The sequence below is a fragment of the Dyadobacter sp. HNCC25DJ183 genome, from assembly GCF_056895175.1.
The window spans coordinates 431,629-450,473 of record NZ_JBXHAP010000001.1 but is presented as its reverse complement, the minus strand read 5'-3'; the positions used below and the strand labels follow the sequence as shown (position 1 = coordinate 450,473).

At 49.3% G+C, this 18,845-nt stretch carries 13 protein-coding genes; 12 read left to right on the top strand and 1 reads right to left on the bottom strand.

Going from position 1 to position 18,845, the window contains the following annotated elements; translation table 11 throughout:
- Positions 1–63 precede the first annotated feature (63 nt).
- The 7 genes from AC1XTG_RS01830 (at position 64) to AC1XTG_RS01800 (ending at position 10,619) form a co-directional block, all read left to right on the top strand.
- Positions 64–1,431 carry a glycoside hydrolase family 140 protein gene (locus AC1XTG_RS01830; RefSeq protein ID WP_484840781.1) on the top strand — a complete coding sequence of 456 codons (1,368 nt, stop codon included), beginning with the start codon at positions 64–66 and terminating at the stop codon, positions 1,429–1,431.
- 184 nt (positions 1,432–1,615) lie between these two features.
- Entirely contained in the window at positions 1,616–4,879 is a 3,264-nt protein-coding gene (locus AC1XTG_RS01825; protein WP_484840780.1) for a DUF1553 domain-containing protein, read from the top strand.
- Positions 4,880–4,889: 10 nt separating this feature from the next.
- Positions 4,890–6,368, top strand: coding sequence for a DUF1501 domain-containing protein (locus AC1XTG_RS01820; RefSeq protein ID WP_484840779.1), 1,479 nt, complete (start codon positions 4,890–4,892; stop codon positions 6,366–6,368).
- Positions 6,369–6,392: 24 nt separating this feature from the next.
- The gene (locus AC1XTG_RS01815; RefSeq protein ID WP_484840778.1) at positions 6,393–7,178 is read left to right on the top strand and encodes an alpha/beta fold hydrolase; all 786 of its coding nucleotides are present in this window, start codon (positions 6,393–6,395) and stop codon (positions 7,176–7,178) included.
- Between the two features lie 137 nt (positions 7,179–7,315).
- Positions 7,316–8,071: an MBL fold metallo-hydrolase gene (locus AC1XTG_RS01810; RefSeq protein WP_484840777.1), complete on the top strand. Its 756-nt coding sequence runs from the start codon at positions 7,316–7,318 to the stop codon at positions 8,069–8,071.
- A gap of 60 nt (positions 8,072–8,131) precedes the next feature.
- The gene (locus AC1XTG_RS01805; RefSeq protein WP_484840776.1) at positions 8,132–9,451 is read left to right on the top strand and encodes a Gfo/Idh/MocA family protein; all 1,320 of its coding nucleotides are present in this window, start codon (positions 8,132–8,134) and stop codon (positions 9,449–9,451) included.
- A 37-nt stretch (positions 9,452–9,488) separates the two neighbouring features.
- Complete coding sequence (locus AC1XTG_RS01800) at positions 9,489–10,619, top strand: metallophosphoesterase family protein (protein WP_484840775.1); 1,131 nt, start codon at positions 9,489–9,491, stop codon at positions 10,617–10,619.
- A 10-nt stretch (positions 10,620–10,629) separates the two neighbouring features.
- Here the strand turns inward: AC1XTG_RS01800 and AC1XTG_RS01795 are convergent, their stop codons facing one another.
- Entirely contained in the window at positions 10,630–13,464 is a 2,835-nt protein-coding gene (locus tag AC1XTG_RS01795) for a PQQ-dependent sugar dehydrogenase (protein WP_484840774.1), read from the bottom strand.
- Between the two features lie 119 nt (positions 13,465–13,583).
- Between AC1XTG_RS01795 and AC1XTG_RS01790 the strand changes: the two genes are divergently transcribed.
- The 5 genes from AC1XTG_RS01790 (at position 13,584) to AC1XTG_RS01770 (ending at position 18,811) form a co-directional block, all read left to right on the top strand.
- Positions 13,584–14,039 carry an NUDIX hydrolase gene (locus AC1XTG_RS01790; protein ID WP_484840773.1) on the top strand — a complete coding sequence of 152 codons (456 nt, stop codon included), beginning with the start codon at positions 13,584–13,586 and terminating at the stop codon, positions 14,037–14,039.
- A gap of 376 nt (positions 14,040–14,415) precedes the next feature.
- Positions 14,416–14,886: a UBA domain-containing protein gene (locus tag AC1XTG_RS01785; RefSeq protein WP_484840772.1), complete on the top strand. Its 471-nt coding sequence runs from the start codon at positions 14,416–14,418 to the stop codon at positions 14,884–14,886.
- Between the two features lie 146 nt (positions 14,887–15,032).
- Positions 15,033–15,542 (top strand): (2Fe-2S)-binding protein, encoded by a 510-nt coding sequence (locus AC1XTG_RS01780; RefSeq protein WP_484840771.1) that lies wholly within the window; start codon positions 15,033–15,035, stop codon positions 15,540–15,542.
- On the top strand, positions 15,535–16,554 hold the full coding sequence (locus tag AC1XTG_RS01775) for an FAD binding domain-containing protein (protein ID WP_484840770.1): 1,020 nt from the start codon (positions 15,535–15,537) through the stop codon (positions 16,552–16,554). The genes AC1XTG_RS01780 and AC1XTG_RS01775 overlap by 8 nt, the downstream gene beginning before the upstream one ends.
- Positions 16,555–16,570: 16 nt before the next feature.
- Complete coding sequence (locus AC1XTG_RS01770) at positions 16,571–18,811, top strand: xanthine dehydrogenase family protein molybdopterin-binding subunit (RefSeq protein ID WP_484840769.1); 2,241 nt, start codon at positions 16,571–16,573, stop codon at positions 18,809–18,811.
- Positions 18,812–18,845: the final 34 nt, after the last annotated feature.

Sequence of the window (18,845 nt, the reverse complement as noted above, 5' to 3'; positions counted from 1 at the left end):
AGGGTTTTATTTTGTTTAAACATAAGCAAAAAAGCGTTGAACTATATCTCTGCCCGCCGACCAATGAGGCTATCCCGCATTTCCCAGACCCTTTTCTTTCTTTTCATCTGCTTCACTGCTTCCGGGCAGGCTTTTACTGTCAGTACCAATAAAAGGTACCTGATGAAAGAGGGCAAACCATTTTTCTGGCTGGGCGATACCGCCTGGGAGCTATTTCACCGCCTCGACCGGGAGGATGCTGAATATTATCTGAAAAAGCGTGCGGCGCAGGGTTTTACGGTGATCCAGGCAGTTGCATTGGCAGAGTTCGACGGGCTTGAAGTTCCTAACCCTTACGGCGAGCGGCCTTTAGTTAACAATGATCCCACAAAGCCCAATGAAGCCTATTTCAAGCACGTGGATTTTATCATTGACAAAGCCGCAGAAGTTGGAATAAACATTGCATTTCTGCCAACCTGGGGAGATAAGGTATTTAAATCCACCTGGGGAAAAGGGCCGGAAGTTTTCAATGAATCCAATGCAGAAGTGTATGGAAAATGGCTCGGTAACCGGTATAAAACCCGCAAGAACCTGATCTGGGTACTCGGCGGCGACAGAAATCCGAGAGCAGGTACCCGCGATACCGAAATATGGCGGGCTATGGCGGCGGGTATCACAGCCGGTGGCGGTGGCGCCGACAAAGTGATGATGACCTATCACCCGCAGCCCAACCGGGAAGGAGCGAGTGAATGGTTTCACGACGACGAATGGCTCGACTTCAATATGTTCCAAACAGGGCATTGCCGCGATGCGGAGGTTTACAACAATATCAAACGCTCTTACGACAGGCAGCTGATCAAGCCGGTAATCGACGGCGAGCCAATCTATGAAGATCATCCCGTTTGTTTCAATGCAAAGGAATTAGGTATTTCCAACGCTTACGATGTGCGTAAATCGGCGTACCTGGATCTGTTCGCGGGTGCATTCGGGCACACTTACGGCTGTCACGATATTTGGCAGATGTACGCGCCCAACCGGGAAGCTGTCAACAATCCGCACGTGTTCTGGCAGCAGGCAATGGACCTGCCCGGCGCTAACGAAATGAAATATGTGAGAAAGCTGATCGAATCGCGGCCGATAACCGATCGCGTGCCCGACCAGTCCATTGTAGTTGAAAGCGACCTGCCCGCCTACGAGCGCATTCAGGCGACGCGTGGAAAGGATTACCTTTTCATTTATACCGCCACCGGCAAACCTTTCTCAGTTAATCCCGGGAAGATCACAGGTAACCAGCTGAATGCATTCTGGTTTGATCCCAGGAATGGCAAGATCAAAGATGCCGGGCAGGTGGATAGCAAAATCATCAACAAGTTTACTCCTCCTGACTCCGGCTATGGGAAAGACTGGGTGCTGGTGCTCGACGATGCTTCAAAGAATTATCCGAAGCCCTGAAAAAGGGGTGGACGGTTGAACCGCGTGCAAAAGGTTGGCTGCTAAATGACTAAATACCACTACGAGCGCCCTTTTGGCTTGGCAGACCGGCATTTATGCTTAAATTAGTATAACAATTGTTATAATTAGTTTGTAAAAACCGGGAAACGGTATACTTGTTCATTCCGGGTAACAAATACGATTGATGCCTAAAACCCTTTTGAAATACGCCTTTATTCTTCCTGTTGCGGGACTGCTTTTTACCTCCTGCGACAAGAAAATCGACTTGCCGGATGATGTAGCGCAGGAAATGTCTATGCTCATGCAGCCCGTTGATTATACCTACGATGTCAAGCCGATCCTTTCTGACCGCTGCTTTGCGTGCCACGGACCAGACGCCAATCATCAGAAGGCGAACCTGCGCCTGGATGTGGCGGAAGTTGCATACAAAAAGGAGACTGAAAGCGGGTTGAAAGCAATAAAGCCGGGTAAGCCCGGAAGCAGCGAGCTCGTCCATCGCATCCTGTCGGCCGATCCCGACGTCGTGATGCCGACTCCTGAATCGCACCTTACATTAACAGCACGGGAGAAGGCGATTTTGATCAAATGGGTAGAAGAAGGCGCTGAGTATAAGCCGCATTGGGCATTTACCAAAGTTGAAAAGCCCAAGGTACCATCGGTCAAGAATGAGAAATGGGCAAAGAACGCCATTGATCACTTCATCCTTAAAAAGCTGGAAGACAAAGGAATGATCCCGGCGCGGGAGGCTGATAAAACCACGCTTTTACGCAGGGTATACCTGGACCTGACAGGCCTGCCGCCGACTCCCGAGGAAGTCACCGCATTTATGAGCGACAATTCGGCGAATGCATATGAGAAGGTGATCGACAGGCTGCTGGCCTCCCCGCATTATGGCGAGCATATGGCGGTACCCTGGCTTGATGCTTCGCGCTATGCAGATACCCACGGATATCAGGACGACGGATTGCGGACAGCCTGGCCTTTCCGCGACTGGGTGATCAGGTCTTTTAACCAGAACCAGCCTTATGATCAGTTTGTTACCTGGCAACTTGCCGGTGATATGCTGCCAAATCCTACACGTGATCAGCTGGTGGCAACGGGCTTCAACCGGATGCACCAGCAAAGTCAGGAAGGCGGGATTGTGCCGGAAGAATATCGCGTAGCCTACGTAGCTGACCGGACTGATACTTTTGGTAAAACATTCCTGGGGATTACAGTCGAATGCGCCCGCTGCCACGATCATAAATATGATCCGATCAGCCATAAAGACTACTATTCGTTATATGCGTTTTTTAATAATAACAATGAAAACGGGCAAATCCCTTACAATGGAGAAGCAAGCCCGGCTATTACGTTGCCTTCGCCGGAAGCTGACGCAAAGCTGAAATATATCCATCAGAACCTGACGAAAGAAAAGTCACAGCTGAATGCGTACACCACAACAGCCGAACAAAATTTTAATAATTGGCTCACAACAGCCCGCACTTATCCAGAAAAGGCGGTCGGTGACGACAAGGAAGGACTCGCAGGTTACTTCACATTCGACGAACCCAAAGGCAAAGAATTTCAAAACCTAGCAGATCCAAAGCAAAAAGCGACAGCCGAGGGGGATGATAGCTTGTCCAATGTGGCTTCACGCACCGGCCGGGTAGGAAAGGCACGGTATATTTTTGGGGAAAATGCGGTTTCGTTCCCAGATAACTTCGCGTTTTTCGAGCGGAACCAGGCATTTAGCATCAGTATCTGGCTTAATCTTCACGATCCTTCCGTAACAGGATCTTTGTTTCATAAATCAAATGGGGTGATGAATGGATACCGGGGCTGGAATGTATTTCGTGAGAAAGACGGGCGCATTAAGCTCACGATGAGCCACGTTTGGCCGGAGAATGCAATCGAGATTCAGACCGTTGAGAAATTCCCGTTGAACAAATGGACACAGATTGGCTTTTCTTACGACGGACTTAGCAAAGCAGCCGGCTTGAAGTTGTATGTAAATGGCCGCCCCGCAAAAGTAACCGTGCACAATGACCAGCTAACCGAAAGTATTCTCTATGGAAAGAACAAAACGAACTGGTATGTTGACAAGCTAAATATCGGCCGCCTTTCTGACCAGCGGACGAAAAACTTCGAGGTAGACGAATTTAAAATTTACACAAAAGCATTGACCCCGCTGGAAATGCTGGGTATGTACAGTTTTAAAAATGAGGTGGTAAATGCGTTAAAAACGCTGCCGACCCAGCTCAAACCGGAGCAGCTTGCCGCATTGAAAGATTATTACCTCCATCATATAGATCCTGCATATAAGAAGCTGATGTCCGACATCCGAAAACTGATCGCCGACGAAACCGAGATTCTGGATAAAGAAATTGATGTGATGGTCATGCGGGAGCGGAAGTTTCCCCGTAAAACCTTTATACTTAACCGGGGCGCTTACGATGCGCCAGGCAAAGCTGTTACCACTGATACGCCCGACAGCTTCTTCAAGATCCCCAAGGATTTTCCAAAAAACAGGCTGGGTCTTGCCAAATGGCTCACCCATGAAGACCACCCGCTTTTTACGAGGGTTACTGTAAACCGTTTCTGGATGAATTACTTTGGAAAAGGGTTAGTGGTCTCGAGTGACGACTTTGGCAACCAGGGAGAGCTGCCGACGCACCCTGAGTTGCTTGATTATCTGGCGGGTACATTCAGGGAGTCGCGGTGGAATGTGAAGGCAATGCAGAAACTGATCGTCATGTCGGCTACCTACCGGCAATCTTCGCGCGTCAATCCCAAATCTGCTGATGTTGATCCGGATAACAGGCTTTATGCCCATGGGCCGAGCTATCGCATGAGCGCGGAGCAGATCAGGGACAATGCACTTGCATCAAGCGGCCTGCTTACCAGACGGATCGGCGGAAAAAGTGCATATCCTTATCAGCCAGCGGGTTTATGGGAAGCTTTGGCGACGCGAAACGAAGTTACTTACAAGCAGCAGCACGGTGACAGCTTGTACCGGCGGAGTCTTTACACAATCTGGAAGAGAAGTTCGCCGCCACCGATGATGCTGAACTTCGATGCAGCCGAGCGTCATTTTTGTGTGACTAAAAGGCAAAAAACGAGTACGCCGCTGCAAGCTCTGGTGGTCATGAACGATCCGCAGTTTGTAGAAGCCTCGCGCGTGCTGGCGCAGCAAATGCTCAAAAAAGGCAAAACGCTGGACGAACAGATCACTTACGCATTCACGGCGCTGACCAGCCGGCAGCCCGACGCGAAGGAGCGTGCTATTTTGAAGGAATTGTACCAGGAAGAATATGCCGATTTTAGCAAAAATCCGAAGCGCGTTAAATTCGTGCTGGCAGCAGGGGAGTACCCGGTTGACAAGTCGCTGGATCCCGTTCAGGTGGCGGCGGGCACCATTGTAGCCAGTACCGTCATGAACTTTGATGAATTTTTGATCAAAAGGTAAAAACCACAGCATGAGCTTATATAACGAATTTGAAAACCACGTCCACGAACAGCTGAGCAGAAGGAATTTTCTTTCTAAAACCAGTCTGGGATTAGGTGCGGCGGCGATGGCTTCTCTTTTGAATGCGGACAGCCTGCTTGCTAAAAAGCCCGCAGTGGCCGGAGGTGAAGCGGCTGGCCTGCCATTGGGACACCCGCATTTTGCCCCGAAGGCGAAACGGGTGATCTACCTGTTTCAAAGCGGCGCACCTTCGCAGCTGGAATTATTCGACTATAAGCCCAAGCTGGAAGAAATGTGGGGTAAAGACCTGCCCGAGTCCGTCCGGAAAGGACAGCGGCTCACCGGTATGACGGCCGGCCAAAGCAGCTTTCCGCTGGCCGCTTCCAAATACAAGTTTCAGCGGTACGGCGACAATGATATGATGATCAGCGAGTTGATGCCTTATACTTCCAGCATAGTGAACGATGTTACCTTCATCCGGTCTATGTTCACGGAGGCGATCAATCACGATCCGGCGGTTACGTTTTTTCAGACAGGGAGCCAGCAGGGAGGGCGGCCTTCGTGGGGTTCGTGGGTGAGTTACGGGCTGGGTTCAGATAACAAGAATATGCCTTCGTTTGTGGTGCTGCTTTCCAAAGGGAGGGCAGGCGACCAGCCGCTTTATGCCAAGTTGTGGAGCAATGGATTTTTGCCTTCCATTCACCAGGGAGTGGTTTTTCGCTCAGGCCCGGATCCTGTTTTTTACCTCAATAATCCGGAAGGAATTGATAAGAGCAGCCGGAGAAGAATGCTGAATTCGCTTGCGAAGCTACAACATGGGCAATTTGAAAAGATACTGGATCCTGAAATCAACTACCGGATGGCGCAGTATGAAATGGCTTACCGCATGCAGACCGCCGTTCCGGAAACAATGGACATATCCAAAGAACCCGACTACATTTTTGATCTGTATGGGGAAGAGTCCCGGAAACCGGGAACATTCGCTGCGAATTGTCTGCTCGCGCGCAAGCTGATCGAGAAAGATGTGAAGTTTGTCCAGCTGTATCACCAGGGTTGGGATCAGCACGGGAATCTTCCGAATGATATTAAAATTATGGCCAAAAGCGTTGACCAGGCTTCTGCGGCTTTGATCACCGATCTGAAACAGCGTGGGTTACTTGATGAAACACTGGTGGTTTGGGGTGGTGAATTCGGTAGGGGCGCTTATTCTCAGGGTAAACTGACGAGGGACAACTACGGCCGCGACCACCACCCGCGCAGTTTTACGATCTGGATGGCGGGCGCTGGTGTGAAGAAGGGATTTGTATATGGACAAACCGACGATTTTGGCTATAATGTGATCAAGGATCCGGTGCATGTTCATGATTTTCAGGCTACTGTCATGCATTTGATGGGCATTGATCACGAGCAGCTGATATTCAAGCATCAGGGACGCAGGTACCGGCTTACCGATGTGCATGGAAAAGTAGTGAAGCCGCTGCTGGTCTAATTGTAGACTTAAACGCGATCAACAATGTATTTTGAAAGTGGTTATTCGACTGTGAATGGATTGAAAATGTATTATCAGATTCACGGTTCGGGAGATATTCCGCTGGTTTTACTGCACGGTGGCGGATCGACGATTGAAACGACATTTGCCAATATACTGCCATTTCTGGCGAATAACCGGAAGGTAATTGGTGTTGATCTGCAAGCCCACGGCCGCACGGGCGACCGGGAGGCGGGAGTCAGTTTTGTGCAGGACGCAGATGATGTTGCCGCACTGATGGAGAATCTTGGTATTAGTCAGGCTGACTTTATGGGATTCAGCAATGGAGGTAGTTCAGTGCTTCAAATTGCGATCCGGCATCCTGCATTGGTAAGGAAGATAGTTGCAGTAGCTGCCTGCACGAGGCGTTCGGGATTAATGGAAGGCTTTTTTGATTTTATGAAAACGGCTTCGCTGGAAAACATGCCTGCTCCATTGCAGCAAGCTTACCTCGAAGTGGCGGAAAGCAGGGAAGGTTTGCAGGTTATGCACGACAAAGACCGTGACAGAATGCTCGCATTCACAGACTGGCCGGAAGAAAGTCTGCGCTCCATTCAAGCGCCCGCTCTGATCATCGCCGGCAACCGGGACGTAATTACCATCGAGCACACCACAGCAATCTCTAACCTTATCCCCGCAGCGGAGTTGCTCATTTTACCGGGAGTTCACGGAGAATGTATCGGGGAGATCTGCGCATTTCAGCCAGGCAGCAAACTGCCGGAGTTTACGGCTTACGTTATTGAGGAGTTTTTAGAGAAGGAGAATAGTTAACCTAGAAATACCTTCGCAGGGATACCGAGCTTCTCGTGGAGAATGCGTGCGTCTCAATTAGCTACCGGTTGCTCAATGGAAAATTGTAATTACAAGCTTAAACGAGTACTTTCCGTAGTAACTCAAATACTACTGAAATGAAAACTGTTTTAAGCTTTTTGCTGCTCCTGATCGGCACGGCTGCGTGGGCGCAACTCCCTGCGGCTGATGATCTGAAAACTTCCAAAGGCCCATTGAAAATCCAGCCTTTGAACCACGCGACCATGTCCCTCACGTGGAATGGAAAGACCATCTACGCGGACCCTTATGGTGGCGCCAAAACCTTCCAGGGAATCGCCGCACCTGATTTGGTCCTGATCTCTGATATTCACGGCGACCATTTTGATCCGGCTACTTTGGATGCAATTGACCTGAGTAAAGCAATTATCATAGCGCCTCCGGCGGTGGTTGAGAAAATGTCTGAGGCAATGAAAGCGAAAGCGGTGACGGTTGCAAATGGACAAACCGTCAGCAAGCTGGATATTTCGATTACTGCGATTCCAATGTACAATCTGCCCGAATCGGCTGAATCGCGGCATACCAAAGGGAGGGGCAACGGATATGTTTTGAAATTTGGGGATAAAACGATCTACATCAGCGGAGATACCTCGGGTATTCCTGAAATGCGCGCATTGAAAAACATCGATGTAGCTTTCGTTTGCATGAATTTGCCTTACACGATGGACGTTAAAGAGGCTGCTTCGGCAGTGCTTGATTTCAAACCAAAGATCGTTTATCCCTATCACTATCGCGGCCAGAACGGACTAAGTGATACGGAGGCTTTCAAGAAACTGGTTAATGAAGGCAACAAATCCATTGACGTGCGTTTGCGCGATTGGTATACCATCAAATAATGGCTGAGGCACAGTAATTGCCAAGTCTCTTTCAAATTTCATCATCAACAAACGAAAGAGATGCATTCAGCTACACCTTACACGAACCAGAATACCAAGCATTTTTCCCGAAAAAAATTCCTGTCCGCGACCGGCAAGTACCTCGCGGCAGGAGCTATCGGGACCATCGCTGCTTCTATTAAAGCCGATCAGGCGCATGCTCAGGCACCCGGCAATATCCCCAAAGACGTTGAAGATCCCATTGTTCTTGAAAAATGGAAGTCGGAGTACGACCAGCAAAGCGGCCCGGTTCCTACACCATTGCCGCCCGATCGTCGCATTGGCTATGCAGTAGTAGGTCTCGGACATTTGTCGCTGGAGGAAATCCTGCCTGCGTTGGGCTCGTGCAAGAAATCCAAGCTGGTTGCACTGGTGAGCGGCACGCCTGATAAAATGAAAAAGGTCGCCGCGCAATACGGGATTGCGGAAGCAAATTGTTACAGCTACCAAACCTATGATAAGCTGAAAGACAACAAGGAAGTAGACGTAATTTACATTGTGCTGCCAAACAGCATGCACAAGGAATTTACGGTGAGAGGTGCTGCCGCTGGAAAGCACATTCTGTGCGAAAAACCAATGGCGGTGAGTCAGGCTGAATGCCGGGAAATGATCGATGCGTGCAATAAAGCGAAGGTGAAACTGATGGTGGCGTACCGCATTCAATATCAACCACACAACCGCAAGCTCCGCGAGCTGGTGCAGAAAAAGGAATTTGGGCAGGTGAAATTTGTGGATGCATTCAACTGTCAGAGCAGCGCAAATCCGGATCACTGGCGGCATAAAAAGGCTTTGGCTGGCGGAGGTGCATTGCCCGATATCGGTTTGTATTGCCTGAACACGACCCGGTTTGTCTTAGGCGAGGAGCCGACCGAGGTATTCGCTTACCAGTACAGCACTCCGGGAAATCCGCTGTTCAAGGAAGTGGAGGAAATGGTTTCGTGGCAAATGCGGTTTGCTTCCGGCGTCGTGGCGAGTTGCGCGACACATTATAATGTGCACGAAAGCAGGCGTTACCGTGTGATGTGCGAGCGGGGCTGGCTGGATATGAACAAAGCTTACGCTTATAAAGGCCAGGATCTGATGACTGCCAAAGCAGATGGCATGATGGAGTTGCAACAGAATATCGGACTTGCAGAGAAAAACCAGTTTGCCCTGGAAATGGACCATTTCTCTGATTGTATTATCAAAAATAAACGACCGTTTACACCGGGAGAAGAAGGATTGCAGGACCAGATACTTATGGAGGCCATTTATCAATCCGCAAAAGAAGGAAAGCCAGTAAAAGTCGCCTCGGCAGTTACCAATCAATCGCTGCACGGTCCGGAGCCGGAACTCAGCTAGTTTGTTTTGGTGTTCAAATTACCGAACTCCGTTACTCATGATGAAATCTTATCGGCCTCAGAAGCACACTACACCGGTTTTGAAGAAAAACCAACCTGACGATTCTTATAAATTTCAGCCTTTGCCCCAACCTTCCGGCGAATACCCTTACCATCTTGCATTGGAAAAGGTGCTGCCGGAAGTTGATCCCGACAAGCTTGTTTTTCACATGCTGGGCGACACGGGCAGTGTACATAATCCTGATTTTCAGAAGTTGGTCGTGGCTGAAATGGTGAAGCAGTATGAAGCACAGGATGATACCGAAGACAAACCCCGGTTTCTCTACCATTTAGGCGATATAGTTTACAACTACGGTGAGGCGAGCCAGTACCACCGGCAATTTTTCGAGCCTTTTCAAAAGTATCCCGGACCCGTTTTTGCCATTCCCGGAAACCACGACAGCGACGTAAATCCTGATTCCAGGATCTCCTACAAAAGTCTTGATCCGTTCACCGCTGTGTTTTGTACTCCGGAGCAACGTACAGTTGCATTCAGCAACGGGGCAGCGCGCAAGAGTATGGTGCAGCCCAATGTGTACTGGACGCTTGAAACGTCCATCGCTTCGATCATCGGCATGTATGGAAACGTGACAAAGTTTGGCACGATCACGGCCGAGCAGCGGGAGTGGCTCATCAGCGAGCTGCGTGCTGCGGACAGGCAGCGACCCGGAAAGGCCATTATACTCACGGTGCACCACGCGCCTTATTCAGCGGATGTTAACCACGGATCAAGTCTGTATATGATTGATTTCCTGGACAAGGCATTTGCCGAAGCCGGCGTGCGTCCCGACATTGTTTTTAGCGGGCACGTTCATAATTACCAGCGTTTTTCAAAAACCTACGCAGATGGTAAGACAGTACCGTTCATTGTGGCAGGCGGCGGAGGTTATGACGAGCTGCATCCTGTGGCTACTACTTATGATACGCGCTTTACCGAAAAGCACAAGTTATTTGAAGGTGTGGCGCTTGAAAATCATTGCGATACCAAGCACGGATTTCTGACAGTGACTTTGGAGAGAAAGCAGGGGAAAATAGGGGTGCGGGTGAATTTTTACACCTTACCACACGAAAAGCGCAGCCGGCCGGGTATTGACGCCGACCTGGCTGATCACTTTTCTATGCTGGTGTAGGCTGCATTTGTTATTGAATGAACTTGATTTTAGTCAGTGACATCAGAGGCTGAATAGGCTGCGCAGTGTCGTTTTTGAAGACGAGGTAAATATCATGTTTACCCTTAGTTGGCTCGATATCAATTTCCACAGGCTTGCGCGTCGGACGTGAAAAGGTCTTTGGTTTCTCGCCAGGTTTCAGGTTTTTGTTCTGATTTTCAAGGTCTGCCATTATTTTGGCCATATCTACTTCGGGAGCAAGTTCCACCTCTTTTTTACCGATCAAAGTTCCGGTTGGCGAGTCAAGCCGCAGCTCGATCGTACCGCCTACTGCGCCTTCGCGTTTCTGAGCTGTTGCTACGATTTCCAGTTTATCGATGCTGGTCAGGTCGATGTTATTAAATGCCAGGAAGCTGTTTGCAAAAGGCATTGCAAGGAAACCTGCACCTTGTGAGCCAATCGCTTTCATTTCAGCACCTTTTACTATGGCCGCGTCCGAAACCGTCAGCTCGGGACTGCGAAGTACGATCATCTCTTCGGTTGTTTGCGAAGGTACCGCCTTGCTGCCACTCACCGCACGGTCTGTAAATGCTGCGCGGATCAGTACCGTTCCTCTTCCATTGTCCTGCGCGGGGATCTTAGGTGTATATTCTCCTTTTACCGGCAATGTGCTCAGCGTTTTGTCGGTACTGTTCAGAATGTACTTGACGATCACCTCAGCGTCAGCGACCGGCAGGGCAGGGTGGGCGGCCATAGCTACTTCGCCCCAAACACCGGAGCCGCCTTCCAGTACTTTTTTCACCAGCTTTTCCGTAACTCCGGGCTGACCTTTGTATTTGTTCGAAATGTCTGCAAAAGAAGGTCCTACCGATTTGGTTGCGGGCTGGTGACAAACTTTACAGTCACTTTTGTTGATCAGTACATTGGCAACAGCAAACTGCGTAGATGCGTCCACACTGCGCTGTCCCTGGATCACTTCTGCATAATCAAAACCTTCGGAAGCATAGTCAATGCTCACAGCAACCTGATCGGCGCTGATCTTTCCGTCTGAGAGACTGCCGTCTTCTTTGTCGCTCACATCAATTGCATACGGAATTGCTTTGCCGGGGAAAAAGAAGGTTTTATTTCCATCAATATTCACTGCTACTTTCGGCGGCTCGTTGCCTGCGATGATTTTAAGCGACTGACTGTTGGCAGCGCCTTTGGAATCGGTTACGGTCAGGTTTGCAGTGTAAATGCCGGGTTTGTCAAAGCTTGCAGTTGGGTTGGCTGTATTGTAACTTTTCACAACGCCGCCCGGTCCCATTACTTTCCAGCTGTATTTCAGTGGATCACCGTCAAAATCCTTTGTGCCTTCTGCGGACAATGTTGCTTTGAAAGGTACCGTTCCGCCCTTTTTATCTGTAGAAACCTGAACCACCGGCTTGCGGTTTCCGCCATTATATTCAATGCGGATCAGGCGCGAGTTGTCACTTTTCTTAAACCAGTTGCTACCATATTCCAGTACATACAAGTCTCCGTTCGGTCCGAATTTGATGTCAATCGGCTGAACAGGGTGATAGTTAGGTGCAACGCGCTCCATGCCGGCGTATTCTCCGTTTTTGTCAATGGAAATGGCCATGATCCAGCCACGCGAGAAGTCAGCCGCGATCCATTTACCTTCATAATAGGCAGGCCAAGGGCGTTTTGGCGCTTTGAAGTCCGTACGGTGATAAACCGGCCCGCCGGTGGCGCTGCGTGAGCCTGAGCCTACAAGCGGGAATTTTTCGGAGATATTATAAGGATAGTAAATGAAGCTGGGCGACGTAGGCATCAGCTCCCGCAAACCTGTGTTGTTAGGAGATGTGTTAACAAGGTTTTTAGGATCTTTTTTGGCGAGGGGCTTATTCGCTGCATAGTCGTAAACAGGGAAAGCCTGGTCATTTCCTACAAACCACGGCCAGCCAAAGTTGCCCGGCTTCCGTGCCTGGTTCAGCTCATCATATCCCATCGGACCAATTTCAGAATCTTCACTGGCATCAGGCCCTACTTCTCCCCAATAAAGGTATCCTGTCTTGCTGTCCACTGCAATGCGCCAGGGATTCCTGTGCCCCATTGAGTAAATTTCAGGACGTGTTTTTGGTGTTCCTTTCGGGTAAAGGTTTCCTGCTGGTATCGTGTAGGTCCCATTTGGCTCAGGGTGGATTTTAAGGATTTTACCTCTCAAATCGTTCGTATTCCCCGCGTGCCCCTGATCGTCCCAACTCGCTCTACCCGGCCGCTCGTCGGTTTGCGCCGCCTTCTGGTTACCGGTATTGTTGCCGACAGTCAGGTACAGGTTACCTGCTTTGTCCCAGGTCATTCCACCTCCCGTGTGGCAGCAAACTTCGCGCTGTGTATCGACTTCCAGCACCACTTTTTTGGTGCTTTCTACCAGCTGTTCATCTTTAACCTCCCACCGCGCCAGAATGTGCTTTTTCTCGCTCGGATGTGCGTAGTACAGGTAAATCCAGTGGTTTTTGTCATAGTTCGGGTCCATTGTCAGCCCCATTAATCCTTCTTCCGCTTCACGTACTACCCCTTCTGCACTCGTATATTTGGTGTTTACCGGAATGGTAGCAATGAGATCGGTAGATTTGGTCGACGGATTGTATTTTTTCAGCGCGCCCTTTCTTTCAGCTATGAAAACAGAACCGTCGGTAAGTACCTCGAAAACCATCGGTTCGTCAAGGTTATCGGACACCACAATGGGGGTGAAACGGCTGTCGTCAGGTTTGGGCGGACTGTCCTGAAATGTGAATGCGGCTACTCCGAAGAGCAGCGAAAGCTTTGAAATGGTTGTAAAAACCCGGCCGGCGCCGGTCTTCAATGGGAAAAGTCTGGTCATAAAATAACAGGAAAGAGTATACGGGTAATATAGCAATATTCTGATAAAAAACTGACAGGATCTTATTTTAGCTTCCTGTTTTTGTTGAACAGTGATGTACTTCTAAAATCGATTGAGTTATGGCTAATAAAAGTGCTGGTATTTTGATGTACCGTCAGAAAGAAAAAATTGAGGTGCTGCTTGTACATCCGGGCGGGCCGTTTTTCAGCAGGAAAGATCTGGGGAGCTGGTCAATACCAAAAGGGGAATATGAGAACAGCGAAGATCCGCTTGATGCTGCCCGCCGTGAGTTCCTGGAAGAAACAGGTTATGAAGTAAAAGGCGATGCAAAAGCATTGACCGCGATTAAACAAAAAGGTGGAAAGGAAGTAAAAGCCTGGGCAGTTGAAGGTGATATCGACACGGAGAATATAGTGAGCAATACATTTGAAATAGAATGGCCGCCGCGTTCAGGTAAAAGGCAGACTTTCCCCGAGATCGACAAAGCCGAATGGTTTACGATTGAGAATGCGCGCGAGAAAATCAATGAGAAACAAGCTGCATTCCTGGACGAACTGAAATCCATATTGGAATAAGTGCCTGTGGGCCGCCTGGTTTTTTAGAAACTTCAATTCCTGAAATGTTGAAGCGATCGACATTTACAATAAACAATACCGGGACTTTCATTTCAAATGGATATTTATTTTTCGGATGGGTTAAGCAATTTATTACCAGGTTTTTACAGGCAAATCAATTTAACCAACGGTCGCATTGCAGGAGAATTTACAGGTTCTTTTTGGTGCAAATAAGTATTCAAAATGCGGCCGTAATTCTAATTTAAATATAATTGAGTTTATCTGTTTGTGATAATTACATATTCCTGTTTAGGTTAATTAATAGCAAAGATTTTAATAAGAACATTTCATTCTTATTTTTGCAGGTAACAATCACAATAACCCAGAGAATATTTTTATGAAAGCAAACACTATCAAGTTCTTTTCCCCGGAAGAGAATGCGCCAGCTACGAAGAAAGTGAAGGCACAAACCAAACCTACCGGTTACATTTCAGCAACAGGTAAGTTGGTATTGCCTCCTAAAACTCTCGAAGAATTAGGCGTTGAACCTTTGTCAACCCGTTTTAAAATTGGTGCTCCGGATGGTAAAAGAACTTTGAAATATCTTTACCTGATACCCAGCTCAGACGAAGAAGGAACTTTTGCAATGACAAAAAGCGGTCGTGGATTTTCTATTCCATTGGACGTAATTTTGAAAAAAGGCGGAGTGGATTTTGAAAAAACAAAATACACATTCGATATCACGATCTTCAATTATGAAGAAGGGGTAGTTGGTTATGAACTCGCGTTGGGAACTGCCGAGCCAAAGCCCGAGTATACCGGAAAGCCACGCGGCCGCAAGCCGAAGAAAGATGTTGCAGCTGAGTAAACACAGCAGCTCTGAAACAAGCAATTTTATTGATAGTAATGGGATCCATTTTCAGTTTTGAAGATGGATTTCTCTTTTTAAGAAGCACACAGTTACTTGGCATAATTGTTATAGTCAGCATTGATGTTTACCAATGCTATATCACCATGTTAACTGAAATCTTAGAAAAGCCAGGTTTGATCGGAAGCGGACAGGTCAGCTTGAAAGTGAACGGAAATCCTGTCCAATTAAACCTGCTTCCCTGGGTCAGTTTACTGGATGCAATACGGGACCATGCAGGACTTACCGGCACCAAAAAAGGGTGCGACCACGGGCAATGCGGCGCCTGCACTGTCATCTGCGATGGAAAGCGCATTGTGAGTTGTCTCACTCTCGCCGTCATGAAAGATGGTTCGGAGATCACGACGATCGAGGGCGTTGCGCCGGAAGGCGACCTGCACCCTTTACAAAAGGCATTTATTGAGCACGATGCATTTCAATGCGGGTATTGCACGCCCGGACAGATATGCAGCGCGATCGGGATGATGAAGGAGGGAAAAGCAAAGTCGCGTGAAGAAGTAAAAGAGCTCATGAGCGGTAACCTTTGTCGCTGCGGCGCCAATACCAACATCATCGACGCGATCATGGAAGTTCAAAACCAGGGCGCTCATGAATAACTTCGATTATCTCAAAGCCGGCGACATCCAGGATGCGATCGGCAAGTCGAAAAGCGGCACAGATTCATCGTACATCGCAGGCGGCACAAACCTGCTGGACTTAATGAAGTATGATCTCGCGCACCCGACCACACTCATTGATATCAACCACGCAGGAACGCAGGACGCAGTCACAGAAACGGAAAACGGCGGACTTCGCCTCAGTGCATTCGCCACGAATGCAGATACTGCCTGGCACCCGCTAATCGAGGAGAGATATCCATTGCTTTCGAAAGCGATACTGGCCGGGGCTTCCGCGCAGATCAGGAATATGGCCACCAATGGAGGCAACCTGCTGCAACGTACCCGCTGTTATTATTTTTACGATGCCAATGTTCCCTGCAACAAACGTGAGCCTGGGTCGGGCTGCTCTGCTATTCAGGGTTATAATCGCATTATGGCCATATTAGGTACCAGCGAGCATTGCATTGCGGTGTTTCCATCAGATATGTGCATTGCGCTGGCTGCATTGGAAGCGACAGTTAATGTGGAGGGACCAAATGGCCCGAGAAGCATTGTCTTTGCTGACTTTCACCGCTTGCCAGGCGATACGCCCGAGTTGGACAACAACCTCTTGCCAGGCGAGATCATCACCAGCATCGACCTGCCTCCGCAGGGATTTTCTGATAATTATTCCTATCTAAAACTGAGGGACCGTAATTCGTATGCATTTGCATTGGTATCTGTCGCGAACGGTCTGGAGTTGGACGGCGACATCATACGCAATGCAAGGATTGCGCTGGGCGGAGTAGCACATAAGCCCTGGCGCGTGCCCGAAGCTGAGGAATTCCTGGTTGGTAAAGCTGCTTCGGAGGAGAATTTTGCGCAGGCGGCGGATATCATTCTTCGTGGCGCGACGGGCTATCAATACAATGACTTCAAAATAGAGCTGGCAAAAAGGGCCATTATCCGGAATGGAATGATGGCACTGCACCCTGAAACACAACTTCCGGGCGCCTTACCTTCTGCTTAACCTTATACATCAACAAATGGAAGCATCTCAAAAACAAGTTGGTCAGCCGCTGAGCCGGCTGGAAGGACAACTTAAGGTAACCGGCACAGCCAAATATTCCGGCGATTATCAGGTGCCGGGCCTGCTGTACGGATATGTGATCAACAGCACAATCACCAAAGGGAAGATTACGCGGCTGGACACGGGCAGGGCCAAAGCGGTACCCGGGATAGTGGAAGTATTTACCTACGAAAACCGGCCTTCACTGGCGTGGTTTGATCTGCAATATGCGGATATGGACGCGCCTCCGGGTTCGCCGTTCCGGCCTTTGCAGGATGAGGAGATATTGTACAATGGACAGCCGATCGGCCTGGTTGTTGCCGAATCTTTTGAGCTGGCAAGATACGGGGCTACGCTGGTGGAAGTGGAGTGTGAAGAGGAGGCATTTGAAACAGACCTGAGAAAGGAAGCGTCAAAAGCGCGCTCTCCGAAGATCGGAATGGCGACCATGCTGAAGCCCCTGCCACCCAGGCCGAAAGGCAAATTTGAAAAAGCATATCAGGAATCGCCCGCGCAGGTTTCGGCGGAGTATTACCACGGTACCGAGCATCATAATCCGCTTGAACTGTTTGCTACTACCACCATTTACGAAGGCGACGGCAAACTGACGATTTACGACAAAACGCAGGGCACGATCAACAGTCAGCTCTATGTATCGAACATTTTTGGGTTGAAATACAAAGATGTGCGTGTTATCTCGCCTTATGTGGGCGGTGCGTTTGGGTCTGCATTGCGGCCGCAGTACCAGCTTTTCCTGTCTGTCATGGCCGCATTGGAACTGAAACAATCGGTTTTGGTGACCCTGGACAGGCAGCAGATGTTTACTTTCGGCCACCGGCCGCCTACCATTCAGCAAACCCGTTTCAGCGCGGATATGGACGGAAAAGTTACCGCGATGAACCACCTGGCAATTGGAGAAACTTCACGCTTTGAGGACTATACCGAGGTAGTGGTAAATTGGTCGCACATGCTTTATCCGGCAGCCAATACATTGATGCAATACAAGCTTGTGGAGCTGGACGTATACAGCCCGCTGGATATGCGCTCGCCCGGCGGAAGTACTGGCATGCACGCCATCGAAAGTACGATGGACGAGCTGGCATACAAGACCAAAATAGATCCGCTGCAACTCCGGCTGATCAACTATTCGGAAGATGATGTGAGCCTGAACCGGCCTTACAGCAGCAAGGAGCTGCGCCAATGCTATCTTCAGGGCGCAGAGAAATTCGGATGGGACAAGCGCAGTCCTGAGCCGCGCAGTATGCGGCGGGGCAACAAGCTGGTAGGTTACGGAATGGCGACGGGAATCTGGGAGGCCAATCAGCTGCCTGCCAAAGCCGATGCGATACTTACTACCGACGGAAAGCTGCGGGTGAACAGCGCGGTGACGGATATTGGAACGGGTACGCTGACCGTCATGACGCAGATTGCCGCCGATGAGCTGGGAATGAAGATTGAGGACGTGGAATTCTTGTACGGAGACAGCAAAAAGCCATTTGCACCCATTCAGGGAGGTTCTTTTACTGTTTCAACAGTGGGGTCTGCGGTGAAAGTGGCAGGTGCTGCTTTGAAGAAAAAGCTGTTTTCTATTGCTAAAAAAATGAAAGATTCGGTTTTTAGCAAAGCGGATCTGAAAGAGGTGGTATTTGAGGACAGCCGGATATTCCTGCGAAGCGACCGCAGCAAGTCGGTTTCGTTCCTGGAAATCATAGAAGCGAATGGCGGAAAGCCGATCAAAGTGTCGAAATTCTCGGTACCCTCGCTTCTGAAACAGAAGAAATACTCACGCGCTACCCACAGTGCTGCATTCGTGGAAGTGGAAGTAGATGAGCAGCTCGGTATCGTAAATGTAACCCGGGCCATTACTGCAGTAGCTGCGGGTAAAATCATCAATCCCAAAACAGCACGCAGCCAGATCCTGGGCGGGATGATCTGGGGGATCAGCAAGGCACTGAGGGAAGAAGCAATCCAGGATTTCAACCTGGGTAAATACATGAACCAGAACCTGGCCGAATATCACATACCGGTACATGCGGACATTCATGAGCTGGATGTGATTTTTGTCGAGGAAAATGATGAGATTGTAAATGCGTTGGGGGTGAAGGGGGTCGGAGAGATAGGGCTTGTGGCGATGCCGCCTGCTATTGCCAACGCCATTTACCATGCAACGGGCAAGCGTATCAATCAGCTGCCCATTCATTTCGATTCGCTGCTTTAACGAGGGAATCGAAGGCGTATTGAAGTCACTAAAC